The following is an 18,860-nucleotide window of genomic DNA, read 5'->3' as shown; positions in this document are numbered from 1 at the left end:
GACAAGTACATGTACTCGGTCAACATCGAGCCGCATGTCAGCGTCAAACCCGGCTCGGTGTTCGAGTTCCCGCTGGACATCGACGAGCACTATGTCGCCGAATGCCAGGACAAAGCGATCACCCTGGCCAAGGATCCGGGGCGGTATGCCGCGTTGCCGCACATGATGGATGCGCAATGGGACGTGCTTGAATTGATCATGGAATCCCTTTCCCGGGATTACCCCGACCAGTTCAAGCTGGTGAAAGACGGCAATCGCTGGACCTGGGAAAACCGGCCGCTAGGCATCAGGGATAGCTTCACCTTCGGCGACCGCTCCTCAATGACACTGGACCCGTTCGAATATGTCGGACGCCAGATTCAGGGCGATTTTGTATTGCTGGATCAGCGCGAAGGCACATTATTTGCCGACGCCGGCTGTATCACCAGCCAGGCGGACTGGTCGCTGGCGTTCGATGTGGGCATGTCCTGGCATCAATGGCATGCGCCGGTTCCCCGAGCGACGGAAATGGGCGTGATGGACCGTGCGCTCAAGTTCATGATGAACCTGCAACAGGGGAGTCCGGTCCGGCGCTTGAACTGGACCATGACCATCAACCCGCGGCTGGATACCTCGCCTGAAAATTACCCGCAATGGGGTGGTGAGCGTAATACCGTTACCATGGACAACGCCGGTGACAAGGTACATCTGCGGGTCGAGCTGCAATCGCTGTTCAGGCTGCCCCGCAGCAACGGTATCGTGTTCAGCATCCGTTGCTATCTCATCAGCTTGAACGAACTGGCTACCTATCCGCGTTGGGCGAAGCGCTTTCACCGGATATTGCAAGGCTTGCATCCCGACCTGATCGAATACAAGGGATTGACGAAATTTCATGCCGCCGCGGTTGATTGGCTTGCGCGCTTCGATGACGGGGCGCCGCTGGATATAGGCACACATCCGGAATAGCGCATGGGGCAGAGCAAATTGACAGATGTCCATCGCGAATCGCTTTACAGCCTTATCGGTGGTGAGCATGGCGTCAAGCGGCTGGTGGAAACTTTCTACGATGTTGTCGAAGACTGTCCGGAGGGCCATGCCGTCAACATCCTCCATTTGCGCGGCCACGGCGTGGCGCACTCGCGAATCGAGCAGTTCGGTTTCCTGTCCGGTTTTCTGGGTGGCCCGCGCCTTTATAGCGAAAAATACGGGCATTCCGATGTGCGCTTGATGCATGAGCATGTGGAAATCGATGCGGAAGCCAAGGATGCATGGCTGACCTGCATGTCCATGGCGATAGACAAGGTTGGCCTGGAACCGGGGTTGAAACAGAAGCTGATGGTCAATTTCACCAAAGTCGCCACGATGCTGATTAATCGTAATGGCTGACGATTTGATGTTGTTGGAAAAGAGCGGCAAACCAGAATAAGAATGTTGGTTTTTTGCAACAAATTTGCCTATTGTTCAAAAAATTAAACACCGTGTGTTGAATGAATTGAAATAAATTTTCACAATTAGTATAGTTTAATGGTGGTTAATTTTTTTAACTTTCAGGGGATCGTTACAATGAATACAAGCAAATCTTTGTTTCTGGCAGGGTTATTAGGAACTGCGATAACCGCTACTGCGCCCGCTATCGCCGAAGAAGCTGCTGCCGCTGCGCCGGCGGCACCAGCCGCGGCCGCACCGGCTGAACCGGCGTCTCCGCACACGCTGAGCGCGAATGTCGGCATTTACGGTCAGTATGTGTTCCGCGGCATTACCTACACGAATTCGCGCCCTGCGCTACAGGGCGGGTTCGATTACGCCCATTCCAGCGGTTTCTTTGCCGGGGTTTGGGGCTCCAACGTCGACAAGGATGCGTTATATGGCAATACGCTCGAGATCGATCTGTACGGTGGCTATACGCACCAATTTACTCCCGACATCGGTATCAATGTCGGCTTCCTGCAGTTCTATTATCCTGATAATGAACATCCTAAACTCGGTTTTGGCACGCATGAGTCTGCCAATACCACCGAGCTGAATGCCGCTGTCACTTGGAAATGGTTCACCCTGAAATACAACTATGCCGTGAGCGATTTCTTCGGTCTCAACAACAAGAGCCTTGGCGACCGCAAGGGTAATAGCCGTGGCAGCGATTACTGGGAGGGGTCCTTCAATTACACGCTGCCCTATGATATCAATGTCGTGCTGCACGCCGGTCGTCAAAGTGTTGAAGGTCGCTCTGTTGCCGACTACACCGACTATCTGGTCGGCATCAACAAGAACTTTTCGATTGCCGGCAGCACCGGCTGGAATGCGGGCGTCAACTTCACCACAACCAATGCCAGAGATTCCTGGTATGTCGACGGCAAGGGCAAAACCACAGGCGACGACCATGTGATTCTGTTCCTGAAGCGCACGTTCTGATCCACATCTGGCTGACGTGATGTTGTCTCGGGGCGCTGCGGCGCCCCTTTTATTTAGGTTATTCCAGGCGTGTCTGTGGGAGCGATTGGCTGAAAATCATGTCGTAATCGCCGTTTGGGGAAAGGTCAGTGATGAATCCTTCCAGCGCGAGCAATTCCCCCGCACTGGAATATACGCCCTTGCCTTGTTCCCACACCCATTTGATGTTGCCTGAGCGGCTGATGATGCGATAGATCATCTGGAATTTTTCCTGTTTGGCAATTTGCTGCTGAACGCAGTCCCAGGTGCGCGGCCTGTCATCCTGGTGGATGGTCATGGTGTAGGAGAAATTGGGGTTTTCGACCATTTCATAGGGTTCGTAGCCGGTGACTTCCAGGCAGCCGTCGCTGACGAATTCGAAGGTCCAGTTTTTATCATTTTTGCAGCGATAGACCATGCCGGGAATGTTGCTGAGGAGGGTGCTGAGAGAGCGGCGATTGGCGCGAAGACTGCTTTCTATCATTTTCATGCGGCTGATATCGGTCAGGGTGCCGATGACGCTCGATCGCTCGCCCTTGCGTGTCGAGGTGTTTTTGGCACGCAGTTCGACCCAGTGGGAGTCGCCGTTTTTAGCAATCAGCCGTGTCTCGAGCTGGCAGGTCTGGCGTTTTCCTTGCGTGAGCGAGTTGAGGTGCGCTTCCAGCAAAGGCCGGTCTTCGGGATGGATGAAAGACAGCAGCGGTTTGTTCAGGCTATCTTCCAGTCTGTGGTCCAGTAAACGCTCCCACGAAGGGTTGAGAAATATGATTTCCCGCGAAGCGTTAACCTGAAATACAATTTGCTCAATCTGGTCAATCAGCAGGTGATAATTGAATTGGTCGTCAAAATCCTGCTTGCTCGATTTCAGTGAAGACTCTGGAGCAAATTGCAAGAGATTGAGGTTGGAATTGCCGTCCTCGCGTAAAGGTGATAGCGAAGCCTGTACAGGTAATATCGTTCCATCCGAATGCAGGATGCGTAATTTGATGGTGCCGCTTTGAGTGCCTTCCTGCGACGTTCCGGCGATAAGCTTGGCTAGATGCTGATGATCGGAAGGATGCACGAGATTGGTGAGCGGCATGCCGATGATCTGGTCGCTCATGCTCAACATGCCAAGTTCGTTGAGGAACGCCTTGTTGGTAAAGGCTACGGTGTAGCCATCCAGTACCGCAGCAGGCGTGGAAAGATTGCGTGAGACATCGCGTTCCCAGGTAATGTTGTCAAAACTGGATTTCTTGCGGATTCTCGAGGTGCGGGACCCCAATGCGGGGTAAATGGCAATCATCAGTATGCCGGACAGCATCGTGGTCGAGATGGCGGCAAGCGCGGTCAGATAAAATTTGAAAGAAGCGTTTCCATCCCACCATGTACCGATCACGAGCATGAAAATAAGGCTTAACACAAGGGTGCTGAATACGTATAGGCTCATCTATAGTTACCTGATGCTATATTGCTTATGAACTGGAGTCGTATCCTGAATTCCAAACTGTCTGGAGTCGGCCATGCGTTAACGGATATCAACAGCCTGCTTCGGCGACATAGACTCTATGTCCGGCTCGTGGCACTGTTGCTATGCATCGTATTCATGGTCGTATTGATGCAGGCGGGCTCACTGTATCTGGTGGATTATATTCCAGATAATCAGTCCGCTATCCAGAAAATATACCAACATAAGCTGTTCTGGAGACATGAGGTCGATACCGCGGGTGTGACGAAGCCTGCCGATGCTGAAGAAGTGATGGCGTCGCTGAGAAACTACTATTTCAGAACCGACGACCCTACGTTTGTCTGGTTGGAGAAAAAGAACGACAAGACCTATACTCAAGCGCTGAAGTACCTGAAAAGCGCCCAGGCCGATTTCGAATCCGCCAGCATGCAGCGCTTGCCGCTTGAGGAAAGAGTGCGTTTGGCAAAATTGGTAGTTCTGGCTTATGAGCCGCTTGCCAGCGCCCTGCAAAGCGATGTAGAGATCAAGCAATCCGTCATTTCGCTGCTGCAATTGCTCAGTATGGTGCTGCTGCTATGCTGCGTGGTGACGATTGCACTGGACGCCAGGCGGGTGCTGGTTGACCGCCTCGATCATCTGATGTCGCTGGCTTCCAAGGAGTTTGCAGGGATTGCCCATGCCGATACGGATGAGTTTTCCCGGCTGGAACAGATGATGTACGAAATATCGGCGCGCCTGGAAGGCTTCAAGGCGGAAACGGAATGGATCAATCAGACCAGCGGCGAGCGCATCAGGGGCCTGATCCGTTCGCAGGATTACCTTTTCAAGTTTGTCGAACTGATCAACAGCACCGTTCTCAGCGAAATGACGCTGCGCAAGCTGCTGTATGGGCTGGAAAAGGCCTTGAACGTCAATAATGCCGTGCTGGTGTTTACCGAGAGCGATACGTTCGTTCCGGCGGGCCGTGTGCTGTTCTCGCATCACTGGCCGGCCGCGGTTCAGGATGAGTTGCTGGAGGAGTTGACTGGCGCGAATGATGTTAGCGATTTCGTCACGACAACCGTCGATGGCGTGAAGCTGCGGTGTCTGGCGGTGGCTTTCTCTAGCCCGTCCGGAGCGCTGGGCGTGCTTAAGGTCGAGGCGGACGGAGATCGCCTGTTTGAAGAATCCGAGATCCGGCTGGTGGAAATGACGGCGCAGTTGCTGTCGATGGTCATGGGGTCGCAAGGCCGCGAGCAGGAAGGTCGGCGCGTTGCGCTACTCGAAGAAAGATCGGCAATAGCGCGGGAACTGCATGATTCGCTGGCGCAATCGCTGTCGTTTATGAAAATACAGATTGCCCGGTTGCAGTCGAATGTGGGTGCGGAAGGAGTGCCGGAGGCCGCGATCCATGGCATTGTGAATGAGCTGCGGGAAGGGCTGGATAATGCCTATCGGGAATTACGGGAGCTGCTTGCGACTTTCCGGGTTCATATGGATGTGAGAGGGCTCGGCTACTCGATCCAGTCGGCGATTGATGAATTCACGCAGAGATCCAGCCTGTCGATTACGTTCGACAATCGGTTGGTGAACTGCCGGCTGACGGTGAATGAGGAGTTTCATATCCTGCACGTGGTGCGGGAAGCATTATCGAATATCGTGCGGCATTCCGGTGCAAAGAATGTGACGATTGCAATGTCTTCCCAGACGAACGGAACGATCATGGTGACGATCGATGATGATGGAGTAGGGTACACTTTCAAGAGTGACGAGCCTCATCATTACGGTCAGACTATCATGAAGGAGCGCGCCAGCAGCCTCGGCGGCGAAGTCGAGGTGCTACGCAGGCGCAAGGGCGGGACACGGGTAAGGCTGGTGTTTAATCCCAAGCTGGCTCAATAGACGGCATTGCATGGCGGAAAACTTATGAAAGAGACCATTAAAGTTTTATTGATCGACGACCATGCCCTGTTTCGCAAGGGCGTCAGACAGATCATTTCCGCCGATCCGCATTTCGAGATCGTGGGCGAGGCTGCATCTGGTCAGGAGGGATTGGACCTCGCGCAGCAAATACTGCCCGACATGGTGCTGATCGACCTCAACATGAAAGGCATGAATGGCCTGGAAACCTTGAGACGGTTCAAGGAAACATCGCTCAATGCGCGTTATATCGTCCTCACGGTATCCGATGCCGAGGATGACCTGCTGGAGGCGCTGCGTGCCGGTGCCGACGGCTATCTGCTCAAGGATATGGAACCCGAGGATTTGTGCGCCAATCTGCTCAAGGCCTCGACGGGCGTCACGGTATTGCAGGACAGCCTGACGGAGATACTGAAGAACGCGCTGCTGGAACCGACCACGAGAAAAACCACCAGCGATGCAGCGCTGACCGAGCGCGAGCACGAGATCCTGGAATGCCTCGCCAATGGCATGAACAACAAAACCATCGCTCGGCATCTGGGCATCAGTGATACCACGGTGAAGGTCCATATCAAGAACCTGCTGCGCAAACTGAACCTTACCAGCCGACTTGAGGCGGCCGTTTGGGTACATCAGCACAAACCCAAAGGTTAGCGAGGGCGCATAAAAAAGCCACGCCTAGCAGGCGTGGCTTGGTGGTTGACACAAAAGGTGGGGCTCAGTCACCAAACAGCGCCGTCGCGTTTTGGGGGACTTTAATAGCGAAAATCTTGCGGACGGTTTCTACAGTTTTCCAGGTGATCTTGGAACCGGCTGCAACGAAAAAGCTGTCGCCGCCGACATAGGTCTTGGATTCCCCGCCAGCTTCAGTCAGCGTGGCCTTGCCCTGGAACATGTGCACCATTTCATCAACATTATAGGTGACTTGGTACGTACCGGGCGTGGCTTCCCAGAAACCGGTGAGGAACTTGCCGTCTTCCGTTGCATGCTCGATGTACGTCTTCATGGTGGGGGAGCCTTCGACGGGCTTCCAGCCATCCAGGTCAGTCGTGATAGGGGTGGATTTTGGGGAACTCAGCTTTCCGAACGATACCATTGTCATCGTATACCTCCAGGTTTCATGGGTTAAAAAAACAGACAGGGCGTGTCAAACTTTGGAACTTAAGCTTTGACTGTGTGACGCGCCCTGATCCGGACTGCAAGGTGTTGTCTGGTATTACAGCGGTGCGCGTTGGCCGCAGAAAAAGCCGACAGCGCGATTCGGGGTTTCGAAAATGATGTGGTCGCCGTCGGTGAAGTAAAGCACGTCGCCGACCTTGGCGTTGTATTTCTTGCCGGTCTTGACTTCGGTGATGTTGAATTCGCCTTCCACGACGATTTTCATTTCTTCGTAGTCATAGGTGTAGTCCAGCGGGTTGCCTGCTTCCAGATGGAAGAAGCCGGCGCACATCGGCTTGTCCTTGTGCTGAGTAGGGGCGGCTGATACGAAGACGTCGCCCAGCCAGGCGGGAACGCCAGCGACGTTCATGGACGGTTGTTTATCCTTGACGGCTTGTGCGTGGTATTTCATGGATTTTCTCCTATTAAGTGTAAGTTTGATTGAATTAGCATCAATTAAAACCGGCCTTCACCTGCGCCACAATTACACTTAAGAGGTACTCTCAAAGAAGCATATTCCCTTTTTCTCCCAGCCCTTTGCTTTATTCGGCTGCAAAACAGGATGTATAATGGTGATTATATTTTATTACCAATGTTAAACTAACGTTTCGCTTTTGTTCAGGGAGATTTAAATGGGTGACAAAATTTTTATGCGTGTCGGCGAAGCTCTGGTTGCCGGCGGACCGGTGGGGACGGCGGCGGAGCCGGAGGTGGCCATCGGCGAGATGGATGGCCCCATGGGCACGGCGTTCGGCACGCTGCTGGGCGACCAGGTCAAGGGCCACACGCGCGTACTGGCGATCCTGAATACCGATGTCATGGTGCGGCCGGCGACCATCATGGTCAGCAAGGTGACGGTGAACAACACCCGCTACACCAACATCCTCATGGGGACGGTGCAGGCGGCGATTGCCAACGGTGTGCTGGACGCGGTGCGCAACGGCGATATTCCGAAGGACAAGGTGGACGACCTGGGCATCATCATTTCGGTATGGCTTAATCCGCTTGTGGCCGAGCAAGACGATCTGGATCACAAAGTTCTGTTCGACATTCATCGCGAAGCGACGGCCAAAGCCATCCACAAGGCGATGAAGCACGAGCCGGGTATTGACTGGCTGCTGGAAAATCAGGAAAAAATCGTGCACAAGTATTTCCAGATGGGCCTGGACGGAAAAATTTAGGATAAATTGGCGCGAGCCGTCTCGCTTAACTAAGCTGGTTGGCGTGCGTGACAGAAATTGTTATCCGCAATCGGGCGGGCAGATTCATGCCCTGGAAGAATGGGGGCGGGCGGACGCGCGAAATTGCCGTTTATCTACCCGGTGCCGGAATGGATGATTTTCTCTGGCGGGTGAGCGTCGCGGAGATCTGCGAAGCAGGGTCGTTTTCGCTGTTTCCCGGCATTGAGCGCCAGCTGTTGCTGCTCGACGGGTCCGGAGTCGTATTGGAACTACCGGAGGGATGCCACCGGCTTTTAAAGCCGTATCAGGCTTTACGTTTTGCCGGCGAGGCGCCGGTGCGGTGTGCGCCCCTCAATGGCCGTTGCCATGCATTGAACGTTATGACGCGGCGCGGCGGCGCGGTTGCCGAGCTTAAAGTCAGCTACGGTGCGCACCTGATCGCAGATACCGGAATACTGCGGATGTTCTTCGTTGCCCGGGGCGCATATCGGTGCGGCGGAAAAGATGGGATGCTGTTCGAGTTGCATCAAGGCGACGCGGTTCTGATTGCCGGTAGGGAGCTTGTCTTCAGCGGGCAAGGCGATCCCGACGCCGTGCTGATCGAGGTGGAATTCAGGCTCTAATTGGGAATGAGTGCGAAGATACCGGTATTCAAGCTACGCCAGGGCGGCAGTCCGCTCTTGGTGTCGATGCCGCATGTCGGCACCCATCTGCCGTCGTGGCTCACGCCGCGCCTCACGCCGGAGGCCTTGGCACTGGCGGACACCGATTGGTGCCTTGAAGCGCTGTACGATTTTCTCGATGAGCTCGACGCCACGCTGGTGGTGGCGACTCATTCGCGCTATGTCGTCGATCTCAACCGGCCGCCGGACGATGCGAGCCTGTATCCGGGGCATAGTACCACCGGCCTGTGCCCGATCGATACCTTCGACGCGCGGCCGGTCTATGTGTCCGGTAGCGAGCCTGGTTTCCCGGAGATGCGCCGGCGCATCGCAACTTACTGGCGTCCCTATCATACGACGCTGGAGGCGGAGCTGGCGCGGCTGAAGGCGCTGCACGGCAGCGCACTGCTGTGGGACGCGCACTCGATTCGATCAAAGGTGCCGCGCTTTTTCGAGGGCGAACTGCCCAATTTCAACATTGGCACCGCAGACCACCAGGCGTGTGCGCCGGAACTCGCCGAACGGCTAGCTGCGGTTGTCCGCAACCACGGTGCTTACTCATGGGTCATGAATGGCCGCTTCAAGGGCGGGTATATCACGCGGCATTACGGCCAGCCGGGGAGGGGCGTGCATGCCGTCCAGCTCGAAATGGCCATGCGCACCTATATGCTGGAGGCGCCGCCATTCGGGTTTGACGAAGTGCTTGCCAGCCCGGTGCGGCCAGTGCTGCGCGCGATGATGGAAGCGATGCTGGTGTGGCAGCAGAGTCAGCAGCCCCAGTGACTTCCCTGTTTCTTTTTTCAAGCGAGGTGGAACATGACTGAAAAACCAAAGGGCATGGCAACCGCAAATATCCACGCGGAAGCCGTCAGGGATGTATTGGGCTCCCCGCATGTCCCGCTGTACGACACCACAACCTTCAAGTTTGACTCTACGCAAGACCTGCTTGACGTGGTTGAAGGAAGGGCAGATGGTTTTCTCTATACCCGTTATGGTATGAACCCGACGATCAGGAGTCTTGAAGCCAAACTGGCGAATCTGGACGGAGCGGAATCCTCCCTGGCGTTTTCTTCCGGCATGGCCGCCTTGTCTTCGTTATTCCTGGCTCACGGGCGCCAGGGCATCGTGTGTCTGGGCGACGCCTACGGCGGAACGCTGGAGCTCTTGTCCAGCCAATTGCCCGGACTGGGCATCCAGACTCACCAGCTGCTGTTGGCTGAAATCGATAAGCTTGATGCCTTGCTCGCGACCGGAGTAGGGCTGGTGTTTTTCGAAACTCCGACCAATCCCCGCCTGGAGCTCATCGATATCCGCAGGGTTGCGGCACTAGCCCATGCCCACGGCGCGTTAGTCGCGATTGACAATACTTTCGCGACGCCGGTCAATCAGCGCCCGCTGGCGCTTGGCGCCGATATCGTGATGCAAAGCGCTACCAAGTATCTGGGCGGCCACAGCGATCTTACCGCCGGTGTGGTATCCGCAGATAAAAACCTGCTGCATCCGATACAGCCCTGGCGCAAGAACCTCGGCCAGACGATTGCCCCGGAGATTGCACACAAGCTTTCCAGAAGCCTGTCTACACTGGTTATTCGGGTCGAAAAACATAATGCAAACGCGATGGCGGTCGCTACTTTTCTGCATGGACATAAAGCCGTGAAGCGCGTGTATTACCCCGGCTTGGCAGATTCGCCGGATCATGCGTTGGCATCGGCTCAAATGTCGGGATTTGGCGGCATGGTTACTTTCGAGGTCAATGGATCGGTACAGCATGCCACCCGCTTTATCGACAGCCTGCAAGTCTTCAGCCTCGCACCCAGCCTGGGTGGCGTGGAAAGTCTGGCGACCCAACCGGTGACCACATCCCATCACGACATGGCCGCGGACGAGAGAACGGCGCGTGGCATCAGCGATACGATGATCAGGCTTTCGGTTGGCCTCGAAGACGAGAGCGACCTGGTCGATGATCTGGATCAGGCTTTAGCCAGGGCATTTTAAAACTTTACAGTTCGTACTTGCGGGGCACCAGCTTGGGTACGCATTGCGATCATTCGAAGTATTTCACCAGCCTGTCCAGCTCCAGTGCGGCTCGCTCCAGTTGCTGCGATGCGGCCCATGCGCCCTGGACTTCTCCCCGGCTGTCGACGATCAGGGATGCGACTTGTCGCATCTGCGCGATGGTATCCTGTAGCGTGAACGCTTCGATGCGGGCCGCGCCGGCTAATTCCTGTATCAATTGCATCAGGTGAGCTTCATTGGGAAGGTCGCCGCCGGTTGCGTTCGGCGGCGCATTCTCGGCTGTCTCATGCAAGACGCCGTCCGTGGACTGCAGCCCGGTCACCAGCATCAGCTCCTCGGCATCTGCCGCGAGGCGGTCCAACCCCGTACTGGATTCGCTGATGTTGTCCAGCGTCTGGTACACGCGGTCATGCTGCTCCTCGGAGTGCTCCGAAAGATTCATCATGGTGCGATTGAGGCTGCTGCACTGGTCGTGGATAGCGCCCGCAGACAGCCGGATTTCGTCCATCATGACTTTGAGATGCATCTGCATGACGACGAGGGCTGCGGTGACCCGCCCCGGTTCGCCGTAACCTGATGCATCGCTGTCGCCGGACAGGTTGCCTTCGGCGATGCGCTCCAGGTCGGCCACTGCCGCCTGCAACGGAATTACTGTGCTGCGGAAGAAAAACAGGCCGGCCAGCATGAATGCAATGCTGCCAAAAGCGATTCCGCCCATCGCGACGATCGAGATTTTCTCGTTGAGCTCGGCGACGCTCAGCGCATTGCCTTTCGCTTTCTGCGAAACGAACGCCAGCAGCGCTTCTACCGTTTTTTTGGCTTCCTCATAGGCGGGGTCGACGTTGTCTTGCAACAATTTTTCCGCCGTGTCGTAATCGCCACGCACCAATGCCGCCTTGGCCGGTATGAGGCCGTCCTCGACATAGCGGGTACGTGCTCGCCAATATCGGTCCGATAGTTCGCGTTCGAGGCCCGTGCGCTGCCGGCTGTTATAGTCTTTCCACAGCGTTTCGATTTCGGAGCGGTTTCTCATCAGCGTCGCCATGTGCTCGGCAACGCCGGGATCTGGTTTCCAGGCCGTGCGTGCGGCGGGCCGATGACGCAGTGCCAGCGCAATTTGAGCCCGGTTTTCGGCCATGAGGAAATTGATACGGCCAATGGTCTGCACCGGCTCCATTTCTTCGTGATAAAGCGTACGCATCGCATTGCTGGAAAGATGCAGGCCGCTGATGCCGAGCACGCCGCCGGCGATCATCATCAGCGTAACGAACACGATGCCGGCCAGCACGCCATTCTTGATGGAAATGAAACGCTTCCAGCCGCCGGTTCTGTTGGCGGTGGTTACCTTGCCGGCCTTGGCGATGGCCGCATACGCGGTTTCCGCCCGGGCGATGGCTTCGCGCGACGGGACACCCCTGACCGACATATAGCCTATGGTTGCGCCGTTCTTGCGCACCGGCACCACCCGCGCATCGACCCAGTAGTGATCGCCGTTCTTGCAGCGGTTCTTGACTACGCCGCGCCAGGGCAGGCCTTGATGCAGCGTATCCCACATATCCTCGAACACCGCCGGCGGCACGTCCGGATGGCGCACGATGTTATGGCTGCTGCCGACCAGTTCTGCGCGGGAATAGCCGCTGACTTCAATAAAGGCATCGTTGGTAAACGTGATCACACCCTTGATGTCGGTGCGCGAAACCAATGAGCGACCTGGGGCGATGACGTTTTCCCGGCCGGTAACAGGAAGATTGATTTTCATGAATACGCTCCTTGTACGAAATTGGCAACCGGCACTGGCCGGGATACGCCTGGATCAAAGCTTGAATTCATTCAGCCATAACCTCTTGATGGTAACCGTTGCGGAACGGCATTCGGCAAACGGTACGATGCCGGTAATCTCGTAACCGGGGATATTGGTTTCGCGGCGCACCGGGGCGGATAACGGCATGCCTTTCTGGTTGTAGACGCTGAAGACGACGGCTTCGTCGGCTTTCATCGTGCGGTTGCGGATCGCGGCGATTTCCCCGCACTTCAGCCGGACGATGGAACCGGGCGGCAGCATGCCGATTTCCTTGATCAGGCCCTGCGTCAGTTCGCCGTCCATATGGACATCCTTCTCCAGGTACATGTCGCGCAATGCATTCTGCGCATTTAGCGCCTTATTGCGATAGGGCCTGGGCTTGGTCATCGCGCTGTAGCTGTCGGCGATTGCCAGGATGCGCGCGCCCAGGCTGATGCTGGCATCCTGTAGTCGTGCAGGATAGCCGCTGCCGTCCAGCCGCTCGTGGTGCTGTGCCACCGCATCCAGCCAGGCGGCTTCTATAATTCCGGCGCGCGCCAGCATGTCGCGGCCTTGTAGCGGATGCTGATGCATCGCGGCTTTGAGTGCGTCAGGCAGGGGGCCGTCGCATTTGTCGATTTCGCTCTGCAAAGTCAGTTGGCCGATATCCCGCGTCAATGCGGCGCAGATGAAGAGCAGCCGTTCTTCCGCCGCCACGCCTTTATGCGAGGCGATGATTTCGGCAAGTACCGCACCCATGACCTGATGCACGACGATATAAGGATTGAAGTAATCCAAATGCGGCGCCGCCAGGGCGCCGTCCAGATCCTCGTCGCAAAGGGCCTGGATAGTGGCGGCGAGTTTTTTGATGCGGGCGGGCAGGTCGATCTGCTCTGGATTTTTGATGACAGTGGTAAAGATATGCTTGAGATTCAGCATCAGCCCGCCCATCTGGTCGAACACCGGCTGGCTTTGAGGCTGGGTAGGCTGTGTCACAAGTCTGGGCTCCGGGCCGGTGTATTCGTACTCATCCGGCTCCCATGCGGCATTACGCGCAAGCAAGCGGTCGATCTGGCTGGGCAGCGTGATTGCGATTCCCTTACGCAGCAGCAGCACGCCTTTCTCGTCATAAATCGAGAACGGCAACGGCTCCCCGAGCGTGATGTCGGATGGGCGGAGTTTGATCAGGATATTTCCCTCTCAGGCACGAATGTCGCTTGGTTGATAATGTATATCCGGATAGCCATCAGGTAGGCATCTAGGAATAAATTATATCGGATAGTATCATCTGTTTTGCGCAGGGCAGTAACGCTGCTGATATTCCTTCCCACTATGGATTCTGCCCCAATTTATCTTAGAAGCTTATTTTCCGATGCATAAACGATCGCTCGCTGGCTTGGTGGCCTCGCTTGGCCTGGTTTTCTGGGCTGGCTCGGATTTTGTACGCCCAGCGTGCGCCGCGGACGCTGCAAAACCGGGTGCGACGGTGGATTCCAAATTGCCGGCCAAGGTGCAAACCCGCAGCGCCGAGGAGATTCCGGAGCAGAACAAGTTTTACGATCCGGAAAATCCCGATTATCAGAAACTGCAAAAAGCCAACGAATCGCTGGCGGGCTTCCCGCTGGACAAGAAAGGCTACGTGGACTGGATGGGCGCGTTGCGCAGCGGCTTTATCAGCCCGCGCGCCGACCTGAAGGGCAAAAGCGCCATGGATGTGCTGGATCTGGACGTGATCCTCAAGAACACCAGGGATATGCCCTACGTCAAGTTTCCGCACAAGTCGCACACCATGTGGCTGGCCTGCAGCAATTGCCACGACAAGCCTTTTATTCCCAAGGCCGGCGCCAACCAGATCAGCATGACCAAGATTTTCCAGGGCCAGTTCTGCGGCATGTGCCACGACCGGGTGGCCTTCATCACCTTTTTTTCCTGCGAGCGCTGCCATAGCGTGCCTCACGACAATACCAAGGCCTGGTGGTAAAAACCGTTAAAGCATAAGCCGCATGCTGCCGTTAATATCACCGAGCAGAGCCCGCTTTGCTCATCTCCATGCTAAAACTCCGCGGCAGCTTATCCCTGCCGCTTTTTTATCCCGGATTGCCAGACGCAGCCTCCTGCACCAACATGAGGCGCGCCTGGCAGGCAGGCACCATATCTACGCAAGCCGGACTGCTTCAGCGCCCGCACGAGTATTCTTGTAAATCATGTTTATCCATTAATTACAAGGTGGTGGCGACAGTGGCACGAGGCTTGCTAGCACGGTGGCGTGACATTCGAGTCGTCAAAAACTATCCGGGTGATGCTGGTTGATGAAAATCAGGAGCGCGCCATTCCTCTCAAGCAAGTCTTGAGGGAAGCGGGCTACCAGGTGATCGCCTATATCTCCGATATGGCGGATTTGAACAAGGAGGTGGCGAAGCTGAACCCCGACGTCATCATTATCGATATCGATTCGCCGAGCCGCGATACGCTGGAGCATATCAGCCTGGCGGGCCGCGACGATCCGCGACCCATCGTGATGTTCACGCACGACGGCGATACCGAGAAGATACGTTCGGCGACGCGGGCCGGCGTCAGCGCCTATGTGGTGGGCGGCATCAGCAACGAACGGCTGAAGCCCATCATGGATGCCGCGCTGGCGAGATTTGACGAATACCGGGCATTACGCTTGCAACTGGATACGGCCAATAACAAGCTGGCCGAGCGCAAGGTGATCGAGCGTGCAAAAGGCATCCTGATGCAGCGCCGCAACATTAACGAGGATCAGGCATACCAGGCGCTGCGCAAGCTGGCGATGGACAGGAACGAACATCTCGGCGCAGTGGCGAGACAGGTGGTCGAAGCGGCGCAGCTGCTTAGCTAGATTCTGAAATGCGGCCCAATGGCGGGCTGTATTTTGCAGTAAACGACGGGGCATTGTGGCCCTCCCGGACAAAGGCGTCCATTCTTGAGCGGATTTTTGATTCGCGGGAATGGGCGCCTTTTTGTTTTCAGGTTTTCAACATCGACGAAAGGAAATGCAATGAGCGATAAAGCTGATGCCGCCGCGGAAGTGGCACCGAGCAATCCGCAACGCCGCAATTTCATCAGGATGAGCGTGGCTGCGATGGGCGCATCCGCGATGATGGGGCTGGTGCCGGAAAAAGTGCGCTCTTCGGCCTGGGCGGCCGGCAAGGATGCGCCGGAAAAAACCGAGGTGAAGATTGGCTTCATCCCCTTGACCGATTGCGCCCCCATCGTGGTCGCCGCCGAAATGGGCTTCGACAAGAAGTACGGCATCAAGATCACGCCGTCCAAGGAGGCTTCCTGGGCTGGCGTGCGCGACAAGGTGGTCAACGGCGAACTCGACGCGGCGCATGTGCTGTACGGGCTCGTCTATGGCGTGCAGCAGGGCATCGGCGGCCCGCAGAAGGACATGGCGGTGCTGATGGCGCTGAACCATAACGGTCAGGGTATTACGCTCTCGAACCAGGTCAAGGATAGGGGCGTGGTGGACGGCGCCAGCCTCAAGCGCCTGATCGACAACGAGAACCGCGACTATACCTTTGCCCAGACCTTCCCCACCGGAACCCACGCGATGTGGCTGTATTACTGGCTGGCCGCGTACGGCATCAACCCGCTGAAGGACGTCAAAACCATCGTCGTGCCGCCGCCGCAAATGGTTGCCAATATGCGCGTCGGCAATATGGATGGTTTCTGCGTGGGCGAACCGTGGAATGCGCGCGCCATTTACGACAAGATCGGGTTTAGCGTGGCCACCTCTCAGGATATCTGGGTGGATCATCCGGAAAAGGTGCTGGGTACCACCGCCGACTTCGTGCAGAAGCATCCCAACACCGCCCGCGCGATGATCATGGCGGTGCTGGATGCCTGCCGCTTCATTGAAACGGCTACCAACCGGGCTCAAGTGGCCAAGCTGATCAGCAGCAAGTCCTACGTTAATGCGCCGGAAGAAGTGATCGCCGGCCGTTTCGTCGGCCATTACGAAAACGGCTTGGGCAAGAAATGGGAGGACCCCAACTACATGAAGTTCTTCGAGGACGGCAAAGTCAATTTCCCCTACCTCTCGGACGGCATGTGGTTCCTCACCCAGCATAAGCGCTGGGGCCTGCTCAAGTCCGATCCGGACTATCTGGCCGTGGCCAGGAAGGTCAACCAGGTCGAGCTTTACACCGAGGCCGCCACGCAGTTGAAAGTGCCGGTGCCGAAAGACCCGATGCGCAGTTCCAGGATGATCGACGGCGTGGTGTGGGATGGCAAGGACCCGAAGGCCTATGCCGCCGGATTCAAGATCAAGGCGTAAATGCATGCCGCTAAATCAAAGGAGTCAATGATGAGTAATGTCGTCGCGTTGAAGCATACGGAATCCGAGTCCCTCCCTGCTGAAAAATCGCAGGCCGAGGCTGCTGCCGAACCGGCGCAAACGGAAGCCGCGGCGCCGGCAGCAACGGGATACCGGCGCGCCCAAGCTCCGGAATGGGGGCTGACGTTATTGCGCCGCGGTATTCCGATGCTGGTCGGTATCGTGTTGTCCATCGGCCTGTGGGCGCTGGTGGCAAAACAGGCGGGCAACTTGCCGGGCCCGGCCAAGACCTGGGAATCGGCCAAAGTGGTGTTTGCCCATCCGTTCTACCGCAACGGGCCCAACGATCAAGGCATAGGATGGAATGTGCTGAACTCGCTGTCGCGTGTCGGCATCGGTTTCGGCATGGCGGCACTGATCGGTATTCCGCTGGGTTTCGCACTGGGACGTTTTCGCGTGCTGGGCGACATGGCGGCGCCGGTGATCGGCATCTTGCGGCCGGTGTCGCCATTGGCCTGGCTGCCGATCGGCCTCTTGGTGTTCAAGGCGGCCAATCCTGCGGCAATCTGGGTGATTTTCATCTCCAGCATCTGGCCGATGGTGCTCAACACCGCCACCGGCGTGCAGCGCATTCCGCAGGATTACCTCAACGTGGCGCACGTGCTCAATCTGTCGGAATGGAAGGTGTTCACCAAAATCCTGTTTCCTTCGGTGCTGCCGCATGTGCTGACCGGCGTGCGTTTGTCGATCGGCGTGGCATGGTTGGTGATCGTCGCCGCGGAAATGCTGACCGGCGGCGTGGGTATCGGTTTCTGGGTATGGGATGAATGGAACAACCTCAACGTCGAGCACATCATCATCGCCATCTTCGTGGTCGGCATCATCGGTCTGGCACTGGAGCAAATGCTGCTGCTGTTGGCCAGCCGTTTCCGCAGCGAATAAGGGAGTATCAATCATGGAAAAGACGGAAAAATACCTACAGATCGAAAACGTGAGCATGGTGTTCGACACCAAGCGCGGCCGCTTCAAAGCCTTGCAGGACATCAACCTCACCATCAATCGCGGGGAGTTCGTTTCGGTGATCGGTCACTCGGGCTGCGGCAAATCCACCGTGCTCAATCTCATTGCCGGCCTGCTGGCGCCGGCCGATGGCGTGATGCTGTGCGCAGGGCGTGAAATTGCCGGGCCGGGGCCGGAGCGCGCGGTGGTGTTCCAGAACCACTCGCTGCTGCCGTGGCTCACCTGCTTCGACAACGTGTACTTGGCGGTGGAGCGGGTGTTTGCCGACAAGGAAAGCAAGGCCAAGTTGTCCGAACGCACCAGGGCCGCCCTCGCGCTGGTGGGTCTGACGCACGCGGAACTCAAGTATCCGGGCGAAATTTCCGGCGGCATGAAGCAGCGCGTAGGCATTGCCCGGGCGCTGGCGATGGAGCCTAAGGTGCTGCTGCTGGACGAGCCGTTCGGCGCGCTGGATGCGCTGACCCGCGCCAATTTGCAGGACGAGCTGATGAAAATCGTCACCGCGACCCAAAGCACGGTGGTGATGGTCACCCATGATGTGGATGAGGCGGTGCTGCTGTCCGACCGCATCGTGATGATGACCAACGGCCCGGCCGCGACCATAGGTGAAATCCTGGAGGTGAACCTGCCGCGTCCGCGCGAGCGTCTCAAGCTGGCGGAGAACCGGCATTACAACAAACTGCGTAGCGAAGTGCTCACGTTCCTGTACGAACGCCACGCACACAAACTTGCCGCTTAACTTGAATTTTAACTAACGGGGAATTACAAATGAAGCATACGAGAACCACTCTCGCTGCAGCCATGTTACTGAGCGCCATGCCGGCATTAGCTGAAGAAGCACCGGTTGCCGCCGCGCCTGCGGACTACACATTGCTGGATTCCATCAAGAGCGGCAAGCCGATGACCAGTTTCCGGCTGCGTTACGAGAAGGTCGGGCAGGATGGCTTGGGGCCGGCGGGCACGTCGGCAGCCAATAACGATCTCAAGG

Annotated in this window: 19 protein-coding genes and 1 pseudogene; 15 read left to right on the top strand and 5 right to left on the bottom strand. The window is 56.7% G+C overall.

The features are described from left to right. The 3 genes from VGK14_RS10870 to VGK14_RS10860 form a co-directional block, all read left to right on the top strand. The coding region (locus tag VGK14_RS10870; RefSeq protein ID WP_331509111.1) for a DUF3445 domain-containing protein at positions 1 to 945 on the top strand (945 nt) is incomplete at its 5' end. A gap of 3 nt (positions 946 to 948) precedes the next feature. Beyond that, the gene (locus VGK14_RS10865; protein ID WP_331509110.1) at positions 949 to 1,365 is read left to right on the top strand and encodes a group II truncated hemoglobin; all 417 of its coding nucleotides are present in this window, start codon (positions 949 to 951) and stop codon (positions 1,363 to 1,365) included. Between the two features lie 177 nt (positions 1,366 to 1,542). Continuing rightward, entirely contained in the window at positions 1,543 to 2,388 is an 846-nt protein-coding gene (locus VGK14_RS10860; RefSeq protein WP_331509109.1) for a TorF family putative porin, read from the top strand. A gap of 58 nt (positions 2,389 to 2,446) precedes the next feature. Here VGK14_RS10860 and VGK14_RS10855 read toward each other — a convergent pair whose 3' ends face one another. Beyond that, entirely contained in the window at positions 2,447 to 3,835 is a 1,389-nt protein-coding gene (locus VGK14_RS10855) for a PAS domain-containing protein (RefSeq protein WP_331509108.1), read from the bottom strand. 129 nt (positions 3,836 to 3,964) lie between these two features. On the opposite strand from VGK14_RS10855, the gene VGK14_RS10850 reads away from it, so the two are divergent. Both VGK14_RS10850 and narL read left to right on the top strand, forming a co-directional pair. Continuing rightward, the gene (locus VGK14_RS10850; protein WP_331509107.1) at positions 3,965 to 5,734 is read left to right on the top strand and encodes a histidine kinase; all 1,770 of its coding nucleotides are present in this window, start codon (positions 3,965 to 3,967) and stop codon (positions 5,732 to 5,734) included. Between the two features lie 24 nt (positions 5,735 to 5,758). Then, on the top strand, positions 5,759 to 6,406 hold the full coding sequence (narL, locus tag VGK14_RS10845) for a two-component system response regulator NarL (RefSeq protein WP_331509106.1): 648 nt from the start codon (positions 5,759 to 5,761) through the stop codon (positions 6,404 to 6,406). A gap of 64 nt (positions 6,407 to 6,470) precedes the next feature. On the opposite strand, the gene VGK14_RS10840 is transcribed toward narL, so the two are convergent. Together VGK14_RS10840 and VGK14_RS10835 are read right to left on the bottom strand one after the other, a co-directional pair. Further along, positions 6,471 to 6,758 (bottom strand): cupin domain-containing protein, encoded by a 288-nt coding sequence (locus VGK14_RS10840; protein WP_331509105.1) that lies wholly within the window; start codon positions 6,756 to 6,758, stop codon positions 6,471 to 6,473. Positions 6,759 to 6,968: 210 nt separating this feature from the next. Next, a complete protein-coding gene (locus VGK14_RS10835; protein ID WP_331509104.1) occupies positions 6,969 to 7,322 on the bottom strand; it encodes a hypothetical protein in 354 nt (117 codons plus the stop codon). 220 nt (positions 7,323 to 7,542) lie between these two features. Between VGK14_RS10835 and fae the strand changes: the two genes are divergently transcribed. The 4 genes from fae to VGK14_RS10815 all read left to right on the top strand — a co-directional run bounded on the left by fae (position 7,543) and on the right by VGK14_RS10815 (position 10,748). Then, positions 7,543 to 8,091 carry a formaldehyde-activating enzyme gene (gene fae / locus VGK14_RS10830; RefSeq protein ID WP_331509103.1) on the top strand — a complete coding sequence of 183 codons (549 nt, stop codon included), beginning with the start codon at positions 7,543 to 7,545 and terminating at the stop codon, positions 8,089 to 8,091. 86 nt (positions 8,092 to 8,177) lie between these two features. Beyond that, positions 8,178 to 8,714 carry a HutD family protein gene (locus VGK14_RS10825; protein WP_331509112.1) on the top strand — a complete coding sequence of 179 codons (537 nt, stop codon included), beginning with the start codon at positions 8,178 to 8,180 and terminating at the stop codon, positions 8,712 to 8,714. 6 nt (positions 8,715 to 8,720) lie between these two features. After that, entirely contained in the window at positions 8,721 to 9,536 is an 816-nt protein-coding gene (gene hutG, locus VGK14_RS10820; protein ID WP_331509102.1) for an N-formylglutamate deformylase, read from the top strand. A gap of 33 nt (positions 9,537 to 9,569) precedes the next feature. After that, a complete protein-coding gene (locus VGK14_RS10815; protein ID WP_331509101.1) occupies positions 9,570 to 10,748 on the top strand; it encodes an aminotransferase class I/II-fold pyridoxal phosphate-dependent enzyme in 1,179 nt (392 codons plus the stop codon). A gap of 49 nt (positions 10,749 to 10,797) precedes the next feature. Here VGK14_RS10815 and VGK14_RS10810 read toward each other — a convergent pair whose 3' ends face one another. Together VGK14_RS10810 and VGK14_RS10805 are read right to left on the bottom strand one after the other, a co-directional pair. Further along, positions 10,798 to 12,528 carry a Tar ligand binding domain-containing protein gene (locus VGK14_RS10810; protein WP_331509100.1) on the bottom strand — a complete coding sequence of 577 codons (1,731 nt, stop codon included), beginning with the start codon at positions 12,526 to 12,528 and terminating at the stop codon, positions 10,798 to 10,800. Positions 12,529 to 12,582: 54 nt separating this feature from the next. Then, positions 12,583 to 13,695 carry an HD-GYP domain-containing protein gene (locus VGK14_RS10805; protein WP_331509099.1) on the bottom strand — a complete coding sequence of 371 codons (1,113 nt, stop codon included), beginning with the start codon at positions 13,693 to 13,695 and terminating at the stop codon, positions 12,583 to 12,585. Positions 13,696 to 13,921: 226 nt separating this feature from the next. Between VGK14_RS10805 and VGK14_RS10800 the strand changes: the two genes are divergently transcribed. From VGK14_RS10800 to VGK14_RS10775, 6 genes and pseudogenes are all read left to right on the top strand, one after another. After that, the gene (locus VGK14_RS10800; protein WP_331509098.1) at positions 13,922 to 14,530 is read left to right on the top strand and encodes a c(7)-type cytochrome triheme domain-containing protein; all 609 of its coding nucleotides are present in this window, start codon (positions 13,922 to 13,924) and stop codon (positions 14,528 to 14,530) included. A gap of 318 nt (positions 14,531 to 14,848) precedes the next feature. After that, positions 14,849 to 15,412, top strand: a complete 564-nt coding sequence (locus VGK14_RS10795; protein WP_331509097.1) for an ANTAR domain-containing response regulator — start codon at positions 14,849 to 14,851, stop codon at positions 15,410 to 15,412. Between the two features lie 159 nt (positions 15,413 to 15,571). Continuing rightward, positions 15,572 to 16,852: a CmpA/NrtA family ABC transporter substrate-binding protein gene (locus tag VGK14_RS10790; protein WP_331509095.1), complete on the top strand. Its 1,281-nt coding sequence runs from the start codon at positions 15,572 to 15,574 to the stop codon at positions 16,850 to 16,852. 27 nt (positions 16,853 to 16,879) lie between these two features. Next, positions 16,880 to 17,794, top strand: coding sequence for a nitrate ABC transporter permease (gene ntrB / locus VGK14_RS10785; protein ID WP_331509094.1), 915 nt, complete (start codon positions 16,880 to 16,882; stop codon positions 17,792 to 17,794). A 13-nt stretch (positions 17,795 to 17,807) separates the two neighbouring features. Then, positions 17,808 to 18,611 (top strand): ABC transporter ATP-binding protein, encoded by an 804-nt coding sequence (locus VGK14_RS10780; protein ID WP_331509093.1) that lies wholly within the window; start codon positions 17,808 to 17,810, stop codon positions 18,609 to 18,611. A gap of 29 nt (positions 18,612 to 18,640) precedes the next feature. Beyond that, positions 18,641 to 18,860 (top strand): annotated as a pseudogene (locus VGK14_RS10775) (hypothetical protein); the annotation flags it as partial.

Origin of the sequence: Novimethylophilus sp., assembly GCF_036504375.1 — a bacterium.
GTDB lineage: Bacteria > Pseudomonadota > Gammaproteobacteria > Burkholderiales > Methylophilaceae > Novimethylophilus.
The sequence above is the reverse complement of the archived record's forward strand: the minus strand, read 5'-3'. Positions and strand labels throughout refer to the sequence as shown.

Excerpts from the sequence above, each read along its gene's own strand:
- VGK14_RS10865 (WP_331509110.1), top strand. The coding sequence starts at position 949 with ATGGGGCAGAGCAAATTGACAGATGTCCATCGCGAATCGCTTTACAGC.
- VGK14_RS10860 (WP_331509109.1), top strand. The coding sequence starts at position 1,543 with ATGAATACAAGCAAATCTTTGTTTCTGGCAGGGTTATTAGGAACTGCG.
- VGK14_RS10855 (WP_331509108.1), bottom strand. The coding sequence starts at position 3,835 with ATGAGCCTATACGTATTCAGCACCCTTGTGTTAAGCCTTATTTTCATG.
- narL (WP_331509106.1), top strand. The coding sequence starts at position 5,759 with ATGAAAGAGACCATTAAAGTTTTATTGATCGACGACCATGCCCTGTTT.
- VGK14_RS10840 (WP_331509105.1), bottom strand. The coding sequence starts at position 6,758 with ATGAAGACGTACATCGAGCATGCAACGGAAGACGGCAAGTTCCTCACC.
- VGK14_RS10835 (WP_331509104.1), bottom strand. The coding sequence starts at position 7,322 with ATGAAATACCACGCACAAGCCGTCAAGGATAAACAACCGTCCATGAAC.
- fae (WP_331509103.1), top strand. The coding sequence starts at position 7,543 with ATGGGTGACAAAATTTTTATGCGTGTCGGCGAAGCTCTGGTTGCCGGC.
- VGK14_RS10825 (WP_331509112.1), top strand. The coding sequence starts at position 8,178 with ATGCCCTGGAAGAATGGGGGCGGGCGGACGCGCGAAATTGCCGTTTAT.
- hutG (WP_331509102.1), top strand. The coding sequence starts at position 8,721 with ATGAGTGCGAAGATACCGGTATTCAAGCTACGCCAGGGCGGCAGTCCG.
- VGK14_RS10815 (WP_331509101.1), top strand. The coding sequence starts at position 9,570 with ATGACTGAAAAACCAAAGGGCATGGCAACCGCAAATATCCACGCGGAA.
- VGK14_RS10810 (WP_331509100.1), bottom strand. The coding sequence starts at position 12,528 with ATGAAAATCAATCTTCCTGTTACCGGCCGGGAAAACGTCATCGCCCCA.
- VGK14_RS10800 (WP_331509098.1), top strand. The coding sequence starts at position 13,922 with ATGCATAAACGATCGCTCGCTGGCTTGGTGGCCTCGCTTGGCCTGGTT.
- VGK14_RS10795 (WP_331509097.1), top strand. The coding sequence starts at position 14,849 with ATGCTGGTTGATGAAAATCAGGAGCGCGCCATTCCTCTCAAGCAAGTC.
- VGK14_RS10790 (WP_331509095.1), top strand. The coding sequence starts at position 15,572 with ATGAGCGATAAAGCTGATGCCGCCGCGGAAGTGGCACCGAGCAATCCG.
- ntrB (WP_331509094.1), top strand. The coding sequence starts at position 16,880 with ATGATGAGTAATGTCGTCGCGTTGAAGCATACGGAATCCGAGTCCCTC.
- VGK14_RS10780 (WP_331509093.1), top strand. The coding sequence starts at position 17,808 with ATGGAAAAGACGGAAAAATACCTACAGATCGAAAACGTGAGCATGGTG.